The following is a 17,460-nucleotide window of genomic DNA, read 5'->3' as shown; positions in this document are numbered from 1 at the left end:
TCCTGCGCGCCTTCGGACCCGTGTGGAATGCAAAGAAAACGCGGCAAAGTCAATCATCTAACCTTGAAGGGACTGCTTTGGCCTCATGAAGGAACCGCTTGTCCTCGTTCCCGGGCTGAGCGCCAACGCCGCGCTCTACGCTCCGCAATGGCCCGCGCTTGCCGATGGTCGCCCGATCCTGGTCGCCGAGCACAGTCTGGACGATGCGCTTTCAGGCATCGCGCAGCGCCTACTGGCGGCTGCGCCGCCCCGCTTCGCGCTCTGTGGGCTGTCGATGGGCGGCTATGTCGCTTTCGAGGTCTTGCGACAGGCCCCGGAGCGGGTGACGCGCCTTGCCTTGCTCGGCACCACCGCCAAGCCGGCAACGCCTGAGACCAACGTTCCGCGCGAACAGATGATCGCATTGGCGGAGAAGGGCGCCTTCGACAACGTCACGACCCTGCTCTGGCAGAAGCTCGTGGCGCCGGCGCGGCTCGCCGACGAGCCGCTGCGGCTCCTCGTGCGGCAGATGGCGGAGGATGTCGGGGCGGACGGTTTCATTCGCCAGCAGCGGGCGATCATGCAACGGCCGGACTCGCGGCCGACGCTGGCCAGCTCGACCTGCCCGGTGCTGGTTCTCGTTGGCGAGGAGGATGAGATCACGCCGCTCTCCGAGGCCCGCGAAATGGCCGCATTGGTCCACGGGCGCGGGCGACTGGCCGTTATCCCGGGCAGCGGCCACCTCTCGACGCTGGAAGCGCCCGATGGGGTCACCGCGGAGCTGCTGCGCTGGCTCGATTGAGTTCAGCGGGGCAGGGCGCAGGGATCGAGCCGGGTGTCGCCGGCCGCCTTCGTGATCGAGCCCGTGGTCAGCGGATCGACCGGCTGGCGCTTGGAGGCGGCGAGACTGACGGCCGCCATGCGCTCCCTGTCCAGCGGCTCGATGCGGCTCGACATGAAGTTGGCGGCGATCACCGACAGGAAAGCGATGGCCGCGCCGGCCTTGGCGACATCGGCGACCACCGTGCCGCGGTCGTTCTTCCAGAACAGTTCGATCAGGCGCATGGCGCACTCTCCGCGTCTCGTGACCTCACGAGAACCGCAGACGACCTTACGGAAGAGCCGTAAAAGCTTGGTTAGCCGGTTCTTGCCGGGAACCGCTCGATTTGAGTGATCCCCACCGGCTTGATCGTATCGCCCGCCAGGAGCGATCGCTGCTCGCGGAAAAGCTTGCGCAGCGCGCCGAGGACGGCGACGACGCCGGGCCGGCTGCGCGAGATCTCATGCGAGACCAGATAGATGTCGTCGCCGGTCCGCTCCGGCGGCGGCTCCAGCCGGCGCAGTGTCGAATCCGCATCGCCCATGAAGCAGGGCGCCATCGACAGGGCGCCGGCGGAACGGATGCTTTCGTAGCGCGCCGCCGAGTCGCCGACGCGCGCTGCGATCGGCCGGCCCGCGGCATAGGTCATGATATAGTCGTCGATCCGGGACGAAGTCTCGCGGTTGACCGAGATGATCGGGGCCGTGGCCGGATCGACGTCCTGTCGGATATAGAGCGCCTGCATCAACCGGCCGAGCTTCTGGGCGTAGTGGCCCGGCTCGGTCGGCGGCTTGCTCATGCGCAGCGCGATATCGGCCTCGCCGCGGGCAAGGTCGAGCCTGCTGCGCGTGCTGATGATGACGATCTCGACGCCGCCGGCCGCGGCCGAGATCGCGGTCGCATGCATGGTCAGGAGGAGGCTGATCGACGTCGTCGCGGTCACGCGCACCGGAGCATTGGCGAGCGGCTTCGCAGCCTCTGCGCGGATCGCGAAGCGGCGGGCGGCAGCCTCGATCTCGCCGGCTTCAGCGGCAAGCCCCTGTCCGATCGCCGTCGGGGCGAGGCGATTGGCTTCGCGCGTGAAAAGCTGAAGGCCGAGGTCGCGTTCGAGCGCCTTGAGCCGGCGCGCGACGGTGGCTTCGCTCAGCCCGAGCTGCGCCGCCGCCACGGCCATCGACCCGCCGACGGCGATGGCGTGAAAGATCCGGATATCGTCCCAGGAGGCGCTCCCGGCGGCTGCCGCCAGATCGCCGTCGCGTCGAGATGGAGGTGGAGAAGGCTCGGCCATAGGGTCAGCGGCCAGTCGCCCGGCGCGGTCCGGTGCTTGCGGTCATGGCATTCGGTAGGGTGAGGCGGGTTCGGCATGCGCGAACCCTGCCTGCAACGGCCGCGTCGGACAGCCCGGCGGCCGTGAAGCCCAGCCCCCCAGAGTTGGTGGGCTCGCTCCTCACAGGTCGATCAGCTCCCCGGCGAAGGCAGCGCGTTCCTGGATGAAGGTGAAGCGTGCTTCCGGCTTGTTGCCCATCAGCCGCTCGACCGTATCGGAGGTTTCTTCCTTCGCCTCGTGGTCCACCATGACCTTGAGCAGGATGCGCTTGCTCGGATCCATGGTGGTTTCCTTGAGCTGGGCCGGCATCATCTCGCCGAGGCCCTTGAATCGCGAGATCTCCGGCTTTTTGCCTTTGAACGCCGTCTCCAGCAGTTCGTCCTTATGAGCATCGTTGCGGGCATAGATGCTCTTGCCGCCATGCTGGAGCCGGTAGAGCGGCGGGACGGCGAGGTAGAGATGGCCCTTCTCGATCAGGCGCGGCATCTGGCGCCAGAAGAAGGTGACGAGCAGCGAGGCGATATGGGCGCCGTCGACGTCCGCGTCCGTCATCACGATGACCTTCTCGTAGCGAAGATCGTCCTCGCGGAATTGCGTGCCGATACCGCATCCCAGCGCCAGGATCAGGTCGGCGAGTTGCTGGTTTGCGTGAAGCTTCTCGCGCGTCGCATTGGCAACGTTGAGGATTTTGCCGCGCAGCGGCAGGATCGCCTGGTTGGAACGGTTGCGCGCCTGCTTGGCGGAGCCGCCGGCCGAGTCGCCCTCGACGATGAAGAGTTCGGAACCAGCCGCGCCGGCATTGGAGCAGTCGGCGAGCTTGCCGGGCAGGCGGAGCTTCCGCGTCGCGGTCTTGCGCGAGACCTCTTTTTCGAGGCGCCGGCGCAGCCGCTCCTCGGCGCGGTCCACCGACCAGTCCAGCAGGCGCAGCGCCTGCTGCGGCGCGGCCGCAAGCCAGTGGTCGAAAGCGTCGCGAACGGCGCCCTCTACGATGCGGGAGGCTTCCTGCGTCGCCAGCTTATCCTTGGTCTGGCCCTGGAATTCCGGCTCGCGGATGAAGACCGAAAGCATGGCCGCGCAGGTCGCCATCACGTCGTCGGAGGTGACCTGCGCCATGCGCTTGGACTGGCCGATGCGCTCGGCATGGTCCCGCAGTCCGCGCAGCAAGGCGATGCGCAGGCCCTGCTCATGGGTGCCGCCTTCGGGCGTCGGGATCGTGTTGCAATAGGAGGAGGAGAAGCCGTCCTCGCCGGTCGCGAGCCAGGCCACCGCCCATTCAAGCGAGCCGTGGCCGCCTTCCTTGGTGATCTTGCCGGAGAAAATCGGCTCGGCGACGAGGTCCTTGCCCTCGATCTCGCGGCCGAGATAGTCGCGCAGGCCCCCGGGGAAACGGAACACGGCCTCCGCCGCGACATCGCCTTCCGGCTTCAGCAGCGACGGCGCGCAGGTCCAGCGGATCTCGACGCCTCCGAAGAGATAGGCTTTGGAACGCGCCATGCGGAACAGGCGGGCCGGCGAGAAATGCGCGCCCTCGCCGAAGATCTGAGGATCGGGATGGAAGCGCACCTTGGTGCCGCGCCGGTTGGCGACGGCGCCGACCGTCTCCAGCGGCCCCTGCGGCAGGCCACGCGAGAAGATCTGGCGGTAGAGCGTCTTGCCGCGCGCGACCTCGACCTCGAGCCGGTCGGACAAGGCATTAACGACGGAGACGCCGACGCCGTGCAGGCCGCCCGAAGTCTCATAGGCCTTGGAATCGAATTTTCCGCCGGCATGCAGTATCGTCATGATGACTTCGAGCGCGGACTTGCCCGGGAATTTCGGATGAGGATCGACCGGGATGCCGCGGCCATTGTCCGTCACCGCGATGGAGCCGTCCTCGAACAGCTCGACATCGATGAAGGTGGCGTGTCCCGCCACCGCCTCGTCCATGGCGTTGTCGATCACCTCGGCGAAGAGGTGGTGCAGGGCGCGCTCATCGGTGCCGCCGATATACATGCCGGGCCGGCGCCGGACGGGCTCCAGCCCCTCGAGCACTTCGATTGCGGAAGCGTCATAGCCGGTCTCGGAAAGAGTGCCGTTGCGCGCGCCGTTTCCTGCGGGCGCGGGCGCCTTCGGAGCCGCGGCCGGCGAGCGCGCTTCCGGCTTGGGATCAGCCGCGCGAGGCCGCTCCGGCTCCCCACCGAAAAGATCGCCGTTCTCGTCCATCACTGCCTAACGTTTCCTGATTCGTTCCGTCCAATTCTAGTGCATGAAGGACGGATTTTGCGATGTGCTTGTTTCATCCGGAGTTCGATCCGGCTCGGCAGCGGCGTCGGGCGTCGCGCCTCGTCGCTCCGCTTATAGACAGTCCCCCGAGACATCGGAACTCTCTCGTTGGAACGGTGCACCGGTCGTCATCGGCATGTGACGTTGCCCTGGCACAAGGGGCATCGGAACTGGACGCGTTCAGTCTGCGTTAACCATCGCCGTCGAGGATCGGAAACAGATCGGGCCTATGCGGACAGCCGCAATGAGCTATGATCGGGGCAGGGGGAAGAAATGGCCGTGGTGTCGCGTCGCTCAGTGCCGGTTACGGGAATCGCAGGGCTGCAGCGTGCCGCGCGGCTTGCGGGTGAGAGCTTCGGGCATGAGGACGTCATCGGCGCGCCGCTGACCCAGGCCGAAAGCCATGCGGGCCGCTGGTTGTGGTGGCTCGCGGCGATTGCTGCATCGGCCGGCCTGACGGCCCTTCATTTCTACTGATCCTTCAGGCGGACAGCGCGGAAGTATCAACCTTTTTGCCCTAAGGCCTTTGGCCGGAGGGTAGAATTTCCATGGCTTCCGGTATCGGTTTCGGCGGGACTCAAGATGGCTCCGCCGCGCGCATCGCAGGCGGAGTGGCCGCCTGATGGCCAAGATCACCGCATTGGGCGCGTATTTCTATCAATCGCTCCTGGCTTTCGGCCTCCTCATCGTCGTCTCCAATCTGCTGCCGGCGTCGGACTACGCTGCCTACTCGCTCTTCGCCTCCATCGTGCAGTTTGCCGATATCGCGTTTTTCCACTGGATCCGCGCCGCCTCCAGCCGCTTCTATCCGGGCCCGGACAAGACCAGCGAACAGGCCGAGCGCGGAGTCATCATGGTCGAGCTCGCGGGAAGCGCGGGCCTCTGCCTGCTCGCAGCCTTCCTTGCCCCGCTCCTCGGCGCTCCGGTCTGGCTGGGATTGCTCGGCGCGATGGCGGCGATCCTGCAGGGTGCGGGCGAACTGCACCTGACCATGCTGCGTTTCCGGCAGGAGTTCAGGCTGTTCTCCTGGCTCCAGGGTGCACGCGCGACGATCCTGGCCGCGGCAACGATCGCCGGCGCTGCGATCAGCCCCGATTTCGCCCATGTGCTGGCCGGGGTGCTGGCCGGAAACATCATCTACTGCGTCATCGCCTGGGCCCGGTCGCGCCGGGTGATGCCTCTTGCCATGCATTGGCAGGCCGATATCGCCACGCGGCATCTGGTCTATGGCGGGATCACGGCCGGCGCCGGCGTCGCGACCCTGCTCATGCCGCTCGCTCTCAAGACCGTCTTGCTCGGCTCGCTCGGCCAGGCCGCTGCGGGGCCCATGTTGGCGCTCGATCTGTTGCAGCGGCCCTTCATCATGATCACCTCGTCGCTTCAGGCGATCCGCTTTCCCGAACTGGTCGCCCAGTTCGATCGCAAGGGCGATCCCAAGGCGATGCAGGCCGAACTGGGCCGCTATTACGCGCTGCTGGTGGGCCTCTCGCTGATCGGAGCCGCTGGAATCATCGCCGTGCTCGGCCTCGCCACCCAGCTCGTCATTCCCGTGGGGCTGCGCGAGGCCTTCCTGCGGACCGCGCCTTTCGTCATGCTGATGGCGATGCTGCGGGCACTCGCCCAGACCGTGCTGCCGGCGCCCGTGCATCTGCAACGCCGCTTGACCGCCATCCTGGGGCTCGCAGCTCTCGACTGCGTTTTGACCTGTGCGGGCGCGCTCGGCGTGGCGTGGTTCCTTGCCGGCACCGACACGGCGATCGTTGCCGGCGCTGCCGCCGGCGCCGCCGCGGCGCTGGCGCTCGGATGGTTCATGCTGCGCCGGGAGTCCTTCGCCATGCCTTGGCCGCCGATCGCCCTGTCGGGCACCGCGCTCGCACTGTCCTGGCTCTGCACGATCTGGTTCGCGGGCAACCTCATGCTCGCGACCTGTGCCGCGCTCGCCATCGCGCTCGTCATGAGCGCCTACCCCTTGCTCATCCTTGTCCGCTGGATCGCTCGTTGAGACCGCCTGGCCGGACAAGCCTGCTCGCGCCACGCCGAGGCTCCCGCCATCCTTGCCGCTGGAATGATCTCTGGAGTTCTTCATGCGCGTGGTCATCGTCAGCGATTTCGGCTGGATCAACGGCGGCGCCGCCAAGGTGGCAATCGAGAGCGCCCGCGGCTTGGCCGAGGCCGGCGTCGAAGTCGTCTTCGCCTACGCGATCGGTCCGGTTTCAGACCGTCTCGATCACCCGCTGATCGATGTCGCGCATTTCGCCGGTGAGGAGGTCTGGCAGGTCGGCAGCAAGGTCGCAGCCGCGCGCCAGGGCATCTGGAACGCCCGGGCGCATGCCTTCCTGAGCGAATTGCTTGCGAAGCAGCCCCGCGGCGAGACTCTCGTCCATCTCCACCAATGGACCAAGGCCTTCAGCCCGGCTGCCATCGCCGCTGCGGGCGAGAGCGGGATGCCGGTCGCGATCACGATGCATGACTACTTCTCGTTCTGTCCGGTCGGCGGCTATTTCGACTTCAAGGCCGGAGCGCCCTGTCGGAGGAGGCCGATGTCGATCGGTTGCGTCACCGCCAATTGCGATCGCGCCTCCTATATCCACAAGCTGGTCCGCGTCGCCCGGCAATGGCGTTCGGACAAGGCGCTGCGGGGTTTGCAAAGGCCGCTCTTCATTCATGTCAGCGCGTTTGCTCGCGACGTCGCCGAGCCGTTCCTGCCACGCACGGCACGGCATGTTGTGATCGAAAACATGATGAACGCGACGCCGCACGCGCCTGCGGACGTGGCCAAAAGCCGTCATGCCACCTTCGTCGGCCGGCTTACCCAGGAGAAGGGCATTCTGGTCCTGGCGCAGGCGGCTCGCGAAGCCGGCGTTGCCTTACGGTTCGTGGGTGATGGGGACGATGAGATCAAGGCTGCGGTCGCTGGCCTCAACCCGGATGCCGAGATCACCGGTTGGCTCGATTCCTATGCGGTCCTCGCCGAACTCCGCGCCGCCCGCTGCCTGGTGGTGCCATCGCTCTGGTATGAGACAGGGCCGCTGACCGTGGGCGAGGCGATGGCGCAGGGTGTCCCGCCCATCGTGCCGCGCACGATCGGCGCCGCCGGTCGTGTGCGTGATGGAATCGACGGCCTTGTTCTCCCCGCCGTCGAAGCCGGAGCGTTGACCGAAGCTCTCATTGCCTTGCGCGACGACGCTTTCGCGTCACGTCTCGGGCGAGCGGCTCATCAGGCCTTCTGGGCAGAGCCGCCGGTGCTCGGTCGTCATGTCGAGGCGCTGCGCGCCAGCTATCGGGCTGCCTTTGCTGCGACGGCGTAGGCTTGTTTCAGGTCAATGGCCGTGCGGCCGCAAGCAGATTGGCGGAAAAGGCAGGAGGGGCGTCGATAGGTTCGATCCGGCACTCGTGCCCCTGGAATAGCCGCACGAACTCTCGCGTGAGCGGCGAGGCCGTGTGAGCGGTATGCCTGAGCATGTAGAGGCGGTCGTACCCAAGGCTGCGCAGGACGTTCCAGCTCGACGCGCCGAGCTCTGCCGAATTGCTTTCGAAGGCGATCACGGGCCGATGCCGCGCAAGGGTTTCGGACAAGCCCTGGAAGACTGAGTGCTCGAAGCCCTCGACGTCGCATTTCACGAAGGTGATCGCGCGCCCATCCAGGCCAAGCTCCGTGACAAGGCGGTCTCCGTGGCGCACAGGCAAGCTCCTGTCGCCGTTCCCCTTCGCGAAGGTGCCGGTGCCGTCATTGCCTTCCTCGTGGAAGGAGAAAGGGAGTTCGGCGTCTTCCGGCCCCAGCCCAACCTCGGCCACCTGGACATTGGTGCAATGGTTGAGGGCCAGGTTCGCGCGCAGGACAGCGCTCATCTGCGGGTTGGGTTCGAAGCAGACGACGCTGTCGAAGAGACCTGACCAGACCACTGCATGATTGCCGATATTGGCGCCGATATCGAGGCAGATGCCTTCGCCCAGAGCAAGGTTCCGGATCAGTTCCGTCAGGCAGGCGAGCTCCTCGCGCTCGTACAGGCCGTTGGTGAGGACGGCAAGCCCGACATGTTCATGCGGGATGACCGCAAGCCGGGGAGAATGACGGCGCAGCTCACCCCATTGCCGCCGCACGAGGGCCTTGATCGCCAGATCCCGGATTCGAAACAGCGCACCCATGACTTATCCCGCCCCTTCCGGCACCCGTATACCGACGCGTCCACCAAACACTTCGACAGCGAGGCACAACACACGCCAGGATATCGCGCCTTCAGCGATGTCGTCGTCGCGACCCAACAACTCTACCGTTCAGTCAGCTTCACCGGCGCATCGATCGGTGATCCAATCGATGCCGTACCCTGTCGCCGGCAGGCCGCTGCGGCTTCAACCGGGCGGCTATAGCCTCTCCAACGTTGACATACTCACAACGAACGGGGGCGGCTCGCCATTCTCCAACAAAAAACCGGGGCGTCGCCGCCCCGGTTCGTCATCTGGATCGCGAGACAGATCGCGGTCAGGAGAAGATCTCCCCTGAGCCGCGCTCAATACGAATAGTACATCGCGAATTCGACCGGGTGCGGCGTCATCTCGAAGCGCGCCACATCCTGCATCTTGAGCTCGATATAGCTCTCGATGAAATCGTCGTTGAAGACGCCGCCGGCCTTGAGATAGGCGTTGTCCTTCTTGAGGGACTCCAGCGCCTCGCGCAGCGAACCGCAGACGGTCGGGATCTTCTTCAGCTCGCGCGGCGGCAGGTCGTAGAGGTCCTTGTCCATCGCCGGGCCGGGATCGATCTTGTTCACGATGCCGTCCAGGCCGGCCATCAGCATGGCCGCGAAGGCGAGATAGGGGTTCGCCATCGGATCGGGGAAGCGGACCTCGACGCGCTTGGCCTTCGGCGAGGTCGTCCACGGAATACGGCAGGAAGCCGAGCGGTTGCGCGCCGAATAGGCGAGCAGCACCGGAGCCTCATAGCCCGGGACGAGGCGCTTGTAGGAGTTGGTCGAGGGGTTCGTGAAAGCGTTCAGCGACTTGGCATGCTTGATGATGCCGCCGATGTACCACAGGCACTCCTGCGACAGGTCGGCATATTTGTTGCCGGCGAAGACCGGCTTGCCGTTCTTCCAGATCGACTGGTGGACATGCATGCCCGAGCCGTTGTCGCCATAGATCGGCTTCGGCATGAAGGTCGCGGTCTTGCCGTAGCTCTGGGCCACGTTGTGGATCGCGTACTTGTAGATCTGCATGAGATCAGCGGTGTGCGTCAGCGTGTCGAACTTCATGCCGAGCTCGTGCTGGGCCGAAGCGACCTCGTGGTGGTGCTTCTCGACGACCACGCCCATCGACTGCATGGCGGCCAGCATCTCGCCGCGCATGTCCTGAGCGGAATCCTGCGGCGGGACCGGGAAGTAGCCGCCCTTGGTGGCGATGCGGTGGCCGAGATTGCCGCCCTCGTAATCGGCATAGCCGTTGGTCGGCAGCTCGACATTATCGAGCTTGAAGCCGGTATGGTACGGATCGGCGGCGATCTTGACGTCATCGAAGACGAAGAACTCGGCCTCGGGGCCGACATAGACGGTGTCGCCGATGCCCGTCGACTTCAGATAGGCCTCGGCCTTCTTGGCGATGCCGCGCGGGTCGCGGCCATAGGGCTCGCCGGTGCCGGGCTCGAGCACGTCGCAGTTGATGACCATCGTGGCGGCCGAGAAGAACGGATCCATCGTCGCGGTCGTCGGGTCCGGCATCAGCAGCATGTCGGACTCGTTGATGGCCTTCCAGCCGGCGATCGAGGAGCCGTCGAACATCGTGCCCTCGGCGAAGATGTCCTCGTCGATCATGCCGACGTCGAACGTCACGTGCTGCCACTTGCCGCGCGGGTCGGTGAAGCGGAAGTCGACGTATTTGACGTCATTGTCCTTGATCGCCTTGAGGACATCCTTGGCGCTTTTCATTTCAGCATTCCTCTTGCCAGCAGTTTTCAAACTCGTGGGCCGTCGCTGGCTCCAATCCAGCCGCGGCCTTTGATTCCGTGATGCGGGGGAAAGATCTCAGATCGCGTCCGCGCCGGTCTCGCCGGTCCGGATGCGGATCGCCCCCTCGACCGTTGATACAAAAATCTTGCCATCGCCGATGCGGCCGGTCTGGGCAGCCTTGACGATGGCCTCGATGGCGCGGTCGACCATGTCGTCGCTCAGGACGATCTCGATCTTCACCTTCGGCAGGAAGTCGACGACGTATTCGGCGCCGCGATAGAGTTCGGTATGGCCCTTCTGGCGTCCGAAGCCCTTGGCTTCGAGCACCGTGATCCCCTGCAGACCGACCTCCTGAAGCGCCTCCTTCACCTCGTCCAGCTTGAAGGGCTTGATGATCGCTTCGATCTTCTTCATGCGCCGATCGACCTCCACTGCGCTTCAGGCTCCGGCGCGTGCCGGAAAAGAACTGCAAAAATCCGTCGGCGCGGGCTGGGAGCCCCTCGGCTTTCGGATGATTGCGACCGTACGTCTGCTCATAGCATTGGCGCAAACGCCCCGCCATGCGGCAGGCCCCATTCCTTCGCCTGTGTAGGAGGCAAAAAACAGCACAAAAATAGGTCATATGATTAATTCAGCAGCAATCGGCCTGATCCGCATCGTCTTGCGATATTGGGCCAGACGGTCCCATCATGCGGCATGACGATCTCTCAAGCCGAAGCGACGCAGCCATCGGATCTCGCCCTGCTTTCGACCGGCGAGATGCGGCGAGTGGACGGCGTTGCGATTGGCGCCGGTATGGCGGGCATCACTCTGATGGAGCGCGCGGGAAGCGCTGTTGCCGAGGCGGCGCTGCGGCGCGTCGAGAAGGGCGCCACGGTCGCGATCGCCTGCGGTCCTGGCAACAATGGCGGTGACGGATTCGTTGCAGCCCGGCTTCTGCAGGCGCGCGGGCTCACTGTGAAAGTCGCGCTGCTGGGCTCGCCGGACGCCCTCCAGGGCGACGCCGCGCTCGCCTTCGCGCAATGGAGCGGGCAGGTTCTGCCGCTGGCATCGCTTGCCAACGGGGCAGTAGATCTCTATATCGACGCGCTGTTCGGCGCGGGCCTCGCACGGCCGCTCGCCGGCGAAGCCGCCGAAGCCGTCGCGCTCATGAATCGCGCAGGCCGCCCGGTGATCGCCGTCGATGTCCCCAGCGGCGTGTCCGGGGATACCGGCCTGGCCGAAGGCCCCGCTGTTCGCGCGACTGAAACCGTGACGTTCTTCCGGCTCAAACCGGGTCACCTCTTGCTGCCGGGGCGTTCCCTTTGCGGAAGGATCGTCGTGGCCGATATTGGAATCCCGGCCGCGACGGCATTGTCCGAGATCGCACCCAGAGCTTTCCACAATGAGCCGGCGCTCTGGCTCGCTGCCTTGCCGCATCACGGCCTCGACACGCACAAGTTCCGGCGCGGAGCGGTCGCCGTCGCCGCAGGCGGTGTCGCGGGCGTCGGCGCGCCGCGTTTGAGCGCGCGGGCAGCGTTGCGGATCGGCGCCGGCCTTGCGACGATCCTGTGCGCTCCCGGGGCTCTGGCAGCCCATGCGTCGCGCGGCCCGGATGCGCTGATGCAGCGCCCGGTCGCGGATGGCGAGGCGTTCTCGGAATTCCTCCTGGACCGGCGAATCTCTGCGATTGCGGCAGGGCCGGCCCTTGGGCTTGACGAGCGCGCGGTCGCTTTGGTCCGCTCGGCCCTCGCGAGCGACAGGCCGGTCGTGCTCGATGCCGACGCCCTGACCCTGCATGCGACCTCGTTGCGCGAGGACGTCTCGACCCGGAACGCCGCCTGTGCGCGCGTGTTCACGCCGCATGAAGGGGAGTTCCAGCGCCTGTTCGGCGGTGAGCCTGCGATCGCGACGGAAGCCTCGAAGCTGGAGCGGGCGCGCAAGGCCGCCGCTCGCTCGGGCGCGATCCTTGTTTACAAGGGAGCGGATACGGTTATCGCCGCGCCTGACGGGCGGGCAGCGATCAATTCCACCGGCTCGGCCGCACTGGCGACCGCCGGCTCAGGCGATGTGCTGGCCGGGCTCATCACCGGCCTGCTGGCGCAGGGGATGAGCGCCTTCGAGGCGGCTTGTGCTGCCGTCTGGCTGCATGGCCGCGCTGGAGAAACGCTCGGCATGGGTTTGATCGCGGACGATCTGCCGGAGGCGATCCCGCCATTGCTCCGCGCCCTGTCCATGGGCTGAAGCGTTGAACCGAAAAGAAGAAGCCCGCCCTTGCGGGGCGAGCTTCGTTCGGTTTCCCGAGCATGGGGCACTCAAGTGCCCGAATAGGTGACGGCAGGCGCCGCGTGGAGCTGATCCTTCGTCATCGTGATCTTGCCGTGGTCCGGGTACATCGCGGGCGCCTTGGGCGCCGCTGCGGCAGGAGGGGTTGCCGGCATCGCTCCACCGGTTCCGGCCGCACCGCCACCCGGCGAAGCAGGCGCGGGCGCGGGGGAAGCCATGGGCTGGTCACTCCAGCTCACCTGATCGAAGGGGATCGCGACATCCTTCGTGCCGATGCCGAGGAACCCACCGACGCCGACGGTCACCATCTCGACCTTGCCGGTCTTGTCCATGATCACTTCCGTGACGTCGCCGACCTTCTTGTCGTCGGGCCCGTAGATATCCACGCCGATCAGCTTGGTGGTGCGCCATTTGCCCTGGCCGGCGAGATTGGTTGGCGCCGGGGTGCTCTTCGCTGCCGAGGTCGAGGCTGACGGTGCCGAGGACGGCGGCGAGGGAGCGTTGGTCTGCGCAAGCGCACTGGCCGCGAGCAGGCTCGCTGCGACAGAAGCGAACACAACATGTCTGATCATGTTTTCCTCCTTAATATTTCCGCGATGATGCGGGTCGCTCCAATAACAACCGCGAGGCAGATTTGTTTCAAATTACGTGTTATCGAGTATTAATCGAACCGTTTCGACAGCAACATCCGCGCGAAGACAGTTGTCTTCGATTCGGTTCTGAAATAATTTGCTCGCAAAACGAGGCCGTGCTCGTATGCTGCGGAGGAAGAACGCCGCGAGCGCGGCCCTGTTCCATCCGAGGAGGAAACTGTGATGTCGCCGGCTATGGTTACGGTTTCGCTGAGCCGGGAGGTTCTGGCAGCGCTCGATCACCACATCACGATGCAGAATCCGCCCCGCACGCATGCCGAGCTGATCGCCGAGATCGTCTCGCAATGGGCCGCGGCCCAAGGCGCGCAGGCCGGTCCGCCCGATGAGGGGCTGCGCCCCGAAGAGCTCAACGCCAGCAACGACTCCTAGGGCATTTCCGCGCTGCCAAGCGGCGCCATCCGCTTCGTGAGATCATGTTTGGGGGCGCCGCGCGAAACGATTTCCGTCGAGCGTCGGCTTCAATCGTCGGCGTCGTCGCGGCGAAGCTCGAAGGAGAGCATGGCTTCGGCGATGGCGTGCAACTCCTTCTCCTTGTCGGGAGTGTCCGGCATCGCGTTCAATTCCTTCACCCGCTGCTGGGCGCGATCGTAGTCCTCGTCGCTATGGATGACGATGGGCAGTTTCACGTTGCGATCTCCTTTGCTCGTCCGGCTCGCGGTACCGCCTCGCGGCGTACCCGGCGATCCTGCGCTCGTCGGCGCGCTTCGGTTCGAAGGCCCCGCTTAAGCGTTCGGCAAGGGCAGTCGGTCATCATAGGGTTCTGAGACTGGACGGGAAGAGGCGATGAACAGGTTGTTCCTCCTGGCGCTGCTGGCCGGCGGCACTTTGCCGGCTGCGTCGCTGCCGGCCGCGGCCTTCTGGCAGCGCTCGCAGGTCTCCCGCTGCAACGACGCCACCACCGAGGCGGAGCGCCAGAGGCTGCGCTGCTGGGAGCTGAACGCCTATGCCGATCCGGGCTGGCCTGCCCTTGGGGCCGGCCTTGGCCTGGGCGGCGCCTATTATCTGGGCCCGCCGCCGCCGCCGGTGATCAAGGGTGGCGTCACGCGCCGGCTTGGCTAAGCCATACGGACGGCCATTTCCTCGCGCATAGGGGCTCGCAGAGCGGCCGGCATTCGTGCGAGAATTGCGTCGCGCGCTGACAAGGCCGGACGCCCGTTGCCAAGGACGCGCTCTTATGACGTGACCTGGCGACAGCCGCTCGGTGATGCGGCCGAGCTTGCGAGCCGTCTCCATAACGAAAGACGAGCTGGAGGAAGCCATGACCCTGCGGATCAACGATACGGCTCCGGATTTTGCGGCCGATACGACGGAGGGACCGATCCAGTTCCATGCCTGGATCGGCGACAGCTGGGCGGTGCTGTTTTCCCATCCGAAGAACTTCACCCCGATCTGCACCACCGAGCTCGGCATGATGGCCGGCATCAAGGGCGAGTTCGACAAGCGAAACGTCAAGATCATCGGCATCTCCGTGGATCCAGTGGAGAGCCACCATAAATGGAAGGCCGACATCCAGACCGCGACCGGCCACAACGTCACCTATCCGATGATCGGCGACAGCGAGCTCAAGGTCGCCAAGCTCTACGATATGCTGCCGGCCTCGGCCGGCGACACCTCCGAAGGCCGCACGCCGGCCGACAACCAGACCGTGCGTTCGGTCTTCCTCATCGGCCCGGACAAGAAGGTCAAGCTGACGCTCACCTATCCGATGACGACGGGCCGGAACTTCCAGGAGATCCTGCGCGCGATCGACTCGATCCAGCTGACGGCGAAGTTCCCTGTGGCCACCCCTGCGGACTGGAAGCCGGGCGAGGATGTCGTCATCGCCGGCTCGGTCTCCGACGAGGACGCTACCAAGCGCTTCGGCCTCTTCGAGCGCGTCCTGCCCTATCTCCGCAAGACGAAGCAACCTACGGCCTGAGAAGGCTCTGGCACCCGCACGGATGTGGCGGGTGCCGACCGGCCCAGCGACGTTGCCGTTGCTGCGGTCGCCTCCGGCGTTGGCGCAGGCAGGGGAGCGTCGAAGTGGACATCACGCAGCTCAGGCCGTCGGTGCGGGGCTTCTATGACCCGCCGACCGGCTCGATCCAGTACGTCGTCGCCGACCCGGCCACGCGGCAATGCGCGATCATCGATCCGGTTCTCGATTTCGACGAGAAATCCGGGGCTGTCGGCACCGAAAACGCGGATGCCCTGCTCGCCTATCTCGATGCCGAAGGCCTCGCTCTCAAGTGGATCCTCGACACCCACCCGCATGCCGACCATTTCTCGGCCGCGCATTATCTGAAGAGCCGGACCGGCGCGCCGACCGCGATCGGCGAGCGCATCGTCGACGTCCAGAAGCTCTGGAAGGCCATCTACAACTGGCCGGGCTTTCCGGCTGATGGCTCGCAATGGGACCGCGTCTTCGCCGATGGCGAGGAGTTCCGGATCGGCGAGCTGCCCGTCCGGGTCCTGTTCACGCCCGGCCACACGCTCGCTTCGATCGCCTATCTCGTCGGCGACGCCGCCTTCATCCACGACACGCTGTTCATGCCCGACAGCGGGACGGCGCGGGCCGATTTTCCCGGCGGCGATGCCGGCCGGCTCTGGCGCTCGATCCAGGCCATCCTCGCCCTGCCGGACCGGACGCGGCTGTTCACCGGCCATGACTACAGGCCGGAAGGCCGGCCGGCCCGCTGGGAAAGCACGGTCGCCGAGCAGAAGGCCGCCAATACCCACATCGTTCAATGCCGGAACGAGGCCGCGTTCGTAGCCCTGCGCGAGGCCCGCGACCGGACGTTGCCGATGCCGCGCCTGATCCTCCATGCCCTGCAGGTCAACATCAATGGCGGGCGCCTGCCGGAGCCTGAAGCCAACGGGCGGCGCTACCTGAAATTCCCGATCGATGCGCTGAAGACCGGCGGAGCCTGAACGACCGAGGACAGCGCCCGCGCTTGCCGGCGGAAGACGCGCAGGCGAGGAACGGCGATCCGTCGCAATTGACGATTCCGCCGGCGGTGCCGCATGACACGGGCGATCGACCCAAGGAGGCCCGCCCCATGAAAGCCGTCGTCTACGAAGCCTTCGGGCAGGCCCCCGAACTGCGCATCCTGCCGGACCCGGTGCCGGAGCCGCATAGCGTCATCATCAAGGTCGAGGCGACCGGGCTGTGCCGCAGCGACTGGCATGGCTGGGTCGGCCACGACCCCGATATCCGCCTGCCGCATGTGCCGGGCCATGAGCTCGCCGGCGTCATCGCCGCGGTCGGCCGCAGCGTCGTGCGCTTCCGCGAGGGCGACCGCGTCACCGTGCCCTTCGTCGCGGGCTGCGGCTCCTGCCCGCAATGCCATTCCGGCAACCAGCAGGTCTGCGACGACCAGTTCCAGCCCGGATTCACCCATTGGGGCTCCTTCGCCGAATATGTCCGCATCGACCGGGCCGATTTCAACCTCGTGCGCCTGCCCGAGGAGATCGATTTCGCCACGGCCGCCAGCCTCGGCTGCCGCTTCGTGACCTCGTTCCGCGCCGTGGTCGACCAGGGCAAGGTCACGGGCGGGCAATGGGTCGCGGTGCATGGCTGCGGCGGCGTCGGCCTTTCCGCGATCATGATCGCCAATGCGCTCGGCGCGAATGTCGTGGCCGTCGACATCTCCGACGACAAGCTGAAGCTCGCCCGCGAGGTCGGCGCCGCGGTGACGATCAACGCCAAGACGGAAGCCGATGTCGTCGCCGCCGTGCGCGACGTCACCGGCGGCGGCGCCCATATCTCGCTCGATGCGCTCGGCCACCCCCAGACCTGCTTCAACTCGGTGGCGAATTTGCGCAAGCGCGGCAAGCATATCCAGGTCGGGCTGCTGCTGGCGGAGCAGGCGACGCCGCCGATCCCGATGGCGCAGGTCATCGCCCACGAGCTCGAAATCCTCGGCAGCCACGGCATGCAGGCGCATCGCTATGGCGCGATGCTCGACATGATCAGCGCCGGCAAGCTCACCCCGCAGCAGCTCGTCGGCCGCCGCATCGACCTCGCCGAATCGATCCCCGCTTTGATGGCGATGGACCGTTTCGAGGGCATGGGCGTGACGATTATCGACCGGTTCTGAGGGGACGGCGAGGGGCGTAAGCCAGCTTCGCGACTGCGCCGATGCGCGTCATGCTCGGGCTTGACCCGAGCATCTCATGACGAGGAGGCTCCGACGCCTCATTCGGCCAGAGATTCTCGGGTCTGCGCTGCGCTCC

General features: G+C 66.0%; 18 protein-coding genes. 10 read left to right on the top strand and 8 right to left on the bottom strand.

The genetic code is table 11. The features are described from left to right. The first annotated feature begins 85 nt into the window (after positions 1 to 85). The gene (locus AB4Z16_RS21770; RefSeq protein WP_441513432.1) at positions 86 to 781 is read left to right on the top strand and encodes an alpha/beta fold hydrolase; all 696 of its coding nucleotides are present in this window, start codon (positions 86 to 88) and stop codon (positions 779 to 781) included. 2 nt (positions 782 to 783) lie between these two features. On the opposite strand, the gene AB4Z16_RS21765 is transcribed toward AB4Z16_RS21770, so the two are convergent. The 3 genes from AB4Z16_RS21765 to parE all read right to left on the bottom strand — a co-directional run bounded on the left by AB4Z16_RS21765 (position 784) and on the right by parE (position 4,328). Then, positions 784 to 1,044: a hypothetical protein gene (locus tag AB4Z16_RS21765; protein ID WP_441513431.1), complete on the bottom strand. Its 261-nt coding sequence runs from the start codon at positions 1,042 to 1,044 to the stop codon at positions 784 to 786. A gap of 71 nt (positions 1,045 to 1,115) precedes the next feature. Further along, positions 1,116 to 2,087, bottom strand: a complete 972-nt coding sequence (locus AB4Z16_RS21760) for a LysR family transcriptional regulator (protein WP_441513430.1) — start codon at positions 2,085 to 2,087, stop codon at positions 1,116 to 1,118. Positions 2,088 to 2,246: 159 nt separating this feature from the next. Then, the gene (parE, locus tag AB4Z16_RS21755) at positions 2,247 to 4,328 is read right to left on the bottom strand and encodes a DNA topoisomerase IV subunit B (protein ID WP_441513522.1); all 2,082 of its coding nucleotides are present in this window, start codon (positions 4,326 to 4,328) and stop codon (positions 2,247 to 2,249) included. 333 nt (positions 4,329 to 4,661) lie between these two features. Between parE and AB4Z16_RS21750 the strand changes: the two genes are divergently transcribed. The 3 genes from AB4Z16_RS21750 (at position 4,662) to AB4Z16_RS21740 (ending at position 7,696) form a co-directional block, all read left to right on the top strand. Continuing rightward, on the top strand, positions 4,662 to 4,865 hold the full coding sequence (locus AB4Z16_RS21750; RefSeq protein WP_441513429.1) for a hypothetical protein: 204 nt from the start codon (positions 4,662 to 4,664) through the stop codon (positions 4,863 to 4,865). Positions 4,866 to 5,010: 145 nt separating this feature from the next. Next, the gene (locus AB4Z16_RS21745; RefSeq protein WP_441513428.1) at positions 5,011 to 6,390 is read left to right on the top strand and encodes a hypothetical protein; all 1,380 of its coding nucleotides are present in this window, start codon (positions 5,011 to 5,013) and stop codon (positions 6,388 to 6,390) included. Positions 6,391 to 6,472: 82 nt separating this feature from the next. Beyond that, the gene (locus AB4Z16_RS21740; RefSeq protein WP_441513427.1) at positions 6,473 to 7,696 is read left to right on the top strand and encodes a glycosyltransferase family 4 protein; all 1,224 of its coding nucleotides are present in this window, start codon (positions 6,473 to 6,475) and stop codon (positions 7,694 to 7,696) included. Positions 7,697 to 7,703: 7 nt separating this feature from the next. Here the strand turns inward: AB4Z16_RS21740 and AB4Z16_RS21735 are convergent, their stop codons facing one another. The 3 genes from AB4Z16_RS21735 to AB4Z16_RS21725 form a co-directional block, all read right to left on the bottom strand. After that, positions 7,704 to 8,534, bottom strand: a complete 831-nt coding sequence (locus AB4Z16_RS21735; RefSeq protein WP_441513426.1) for an FkbM family methyltransferase — start codon at positions 8,532 to 8,534, stop codon at positions 7,704 to 7,706. Between the two features lie 362 nt (positions 8,535 to 8,896). Continuing rightward, the gene (gene glnA / locus AB4Z16_RS21730) at positions 8,897 to 10,306 is read right to left on the bottom strand and encodes a type I glutamate--ammonia ligase (protein ID WP_441513425.1); all 1,410 of its coding nucleotides are present in this window, start codon (positions 10,304 to 10,306) and stop codon (positions 8,897 to 8,899) included. Positions 10,307 to 10,402: 96 nt separating this feature from the next. Beyond that, positions 10,403 to 10,741 (bottom strand): P-II family nitrogen regulator, encoded by a 339-nt coding sequence (locus tag AB4Z16_RS21725; protein ID WP_441513424.1) that lies wholly within the window; start codon positions 10,739 to 10,741, stop codon positions 10,403 to 10,405. 282 nt (positions 10,742 to 11,023) lie between these two features. Between AB4Z16_RS21725 and AB4Z16_RS21720 the strand changes: the two genes are divergently transcribed. Then, positions 11,024 to 12,550, top strand: coding sequence for an NAD(P)H-hydrate dehydratase (locus tag AB4Z16_RS21720; RefSeq protein WP_441513423.1), 1,527 nt, complete (start codon positions 11,024 to 11,026; stop codon positions 12,548 to 12,550). A gap of 71 nt (positions 12,551 to 12,621) precedes the next feature. Here AB4Z16_RS21720 and AB4Z16_RS21715 read toward each other — a convergent pair whose 3' ends face one another. Next, on the bottom strand, positions 12,622 to 13,164 hold the full coding sequence (locus tag AB4Z16_RS21715; RefSeq protein ID WP_441513422.1) for a PRC-barrel domain-containing protein: 543 nt from the start codon (positions 13,162 to 13,164) through the stop codon (positions 12,622 to 12,624). A gap of 243 nt (positions 13,165 to 13,407) precedes the next feature. Between AB4Z16_RS21715 and AB4Z16_RS21710 the strand changes: the two genes are divergently transcribed. Beyond that, on the top strand, positions 13,408 to 13,614 hold the full coding sequence (locus AB4Z16_RS21710; RefSeq protein ID WP_441513421.1) for a hypothetical protein: 207 nt from the start codon (positions 13,408 to 13,410) through the stop codon (positions 13,612 to 13,614). Positions 13,615 to 13,703: 89 nt separating this feature from the next. Here the strand turns inward: AB4Z16_RS21710 and AB4Z16_RS21705 are convergent, their stop codons facing one another. Further along, a complete protein-coding gene (locus AB4Z16_RS21705) occupies positions 13,704 to 13,871 on the bottom strand; it encodes a hypothetical protein (protein WP_441513420.1) in 168 nt (55 codons plus the stop codon). 157 nt (positions 13,872 to 14,028) lie between these two features. Between AB4Z16_RS21705 and AB4Z16_RS21700 the strand changes: the two genes are divergently transcribed. From AB4Z16_RS21700 to AB4Z16_RS21685, 4 genes are all read left to right on the top strand, one after another. Further along, on the top strand, positions 14,029 to 14,304 hold the full coding sequence (locus AB4Z16_RS21700) for a hypothetical protein (protein WP_441513419.1): 276 nt from the start codon (positions 14,029 to 14,031) through the stop codon (positions 14,302 to 14,304). 199 nt (positions 14,305 to 14,503) lie between these two features. After that, on the top strand, positions 14,504 to 15,163 hold the full coding sequence (locus tag AB4Z16_RS21695) for a peroxiredoxin (RefSeq protein ID WP_441513418.1): 660 nt from the start codon (positions 14,504 to 14,506) through the stop codon (positions 15,161 to 15,163). Between the two features lie 104 nt (positions 15,164 to 15,267). Then, on the top strand, positions 15,268 to 16,155 hold the full coding sequence (locus AB4Z16_RS21690) for an MBL fold metallo-hydrolase (RefSeq protein WP_441513417.1): 888 nt from the start codon (positions 15,268 to 15,270) through the stop codon (positions 16,153 to 16,155). Between the two features lie 128 nt (positions 16,156 to 16,283). Beyond that, positions 16,284 to 17,324 carry a zinc-dependent alcohol dehydrogenase family protein gene (locus AB4Z16_RS21685; protein WP_441513416.1) on the top strand — a complete coding sequence of 347 codons (1,041 nt, stop codon included), beginning with the start codon at positions 16,284 to 16,286 and terminating at the stop codon, positions 17,322 to 17,324. Positions 17,325 to 17,460 lie beyond the last annotated feature (136 nt).

It is taken from the genome of Allobosea sp. TAF32 (genome assembly GCF_052113585.1).
Taxonomy (GTDB): domain Bacteria; phylum Pseudomonadota; class Alphaproteobacteria; order Rhizobiales; family Beijerinckiaceae; genus Allobosea.
This window is presented reverse-complemented; position numbering and strand designations above follow the sequence as displayed.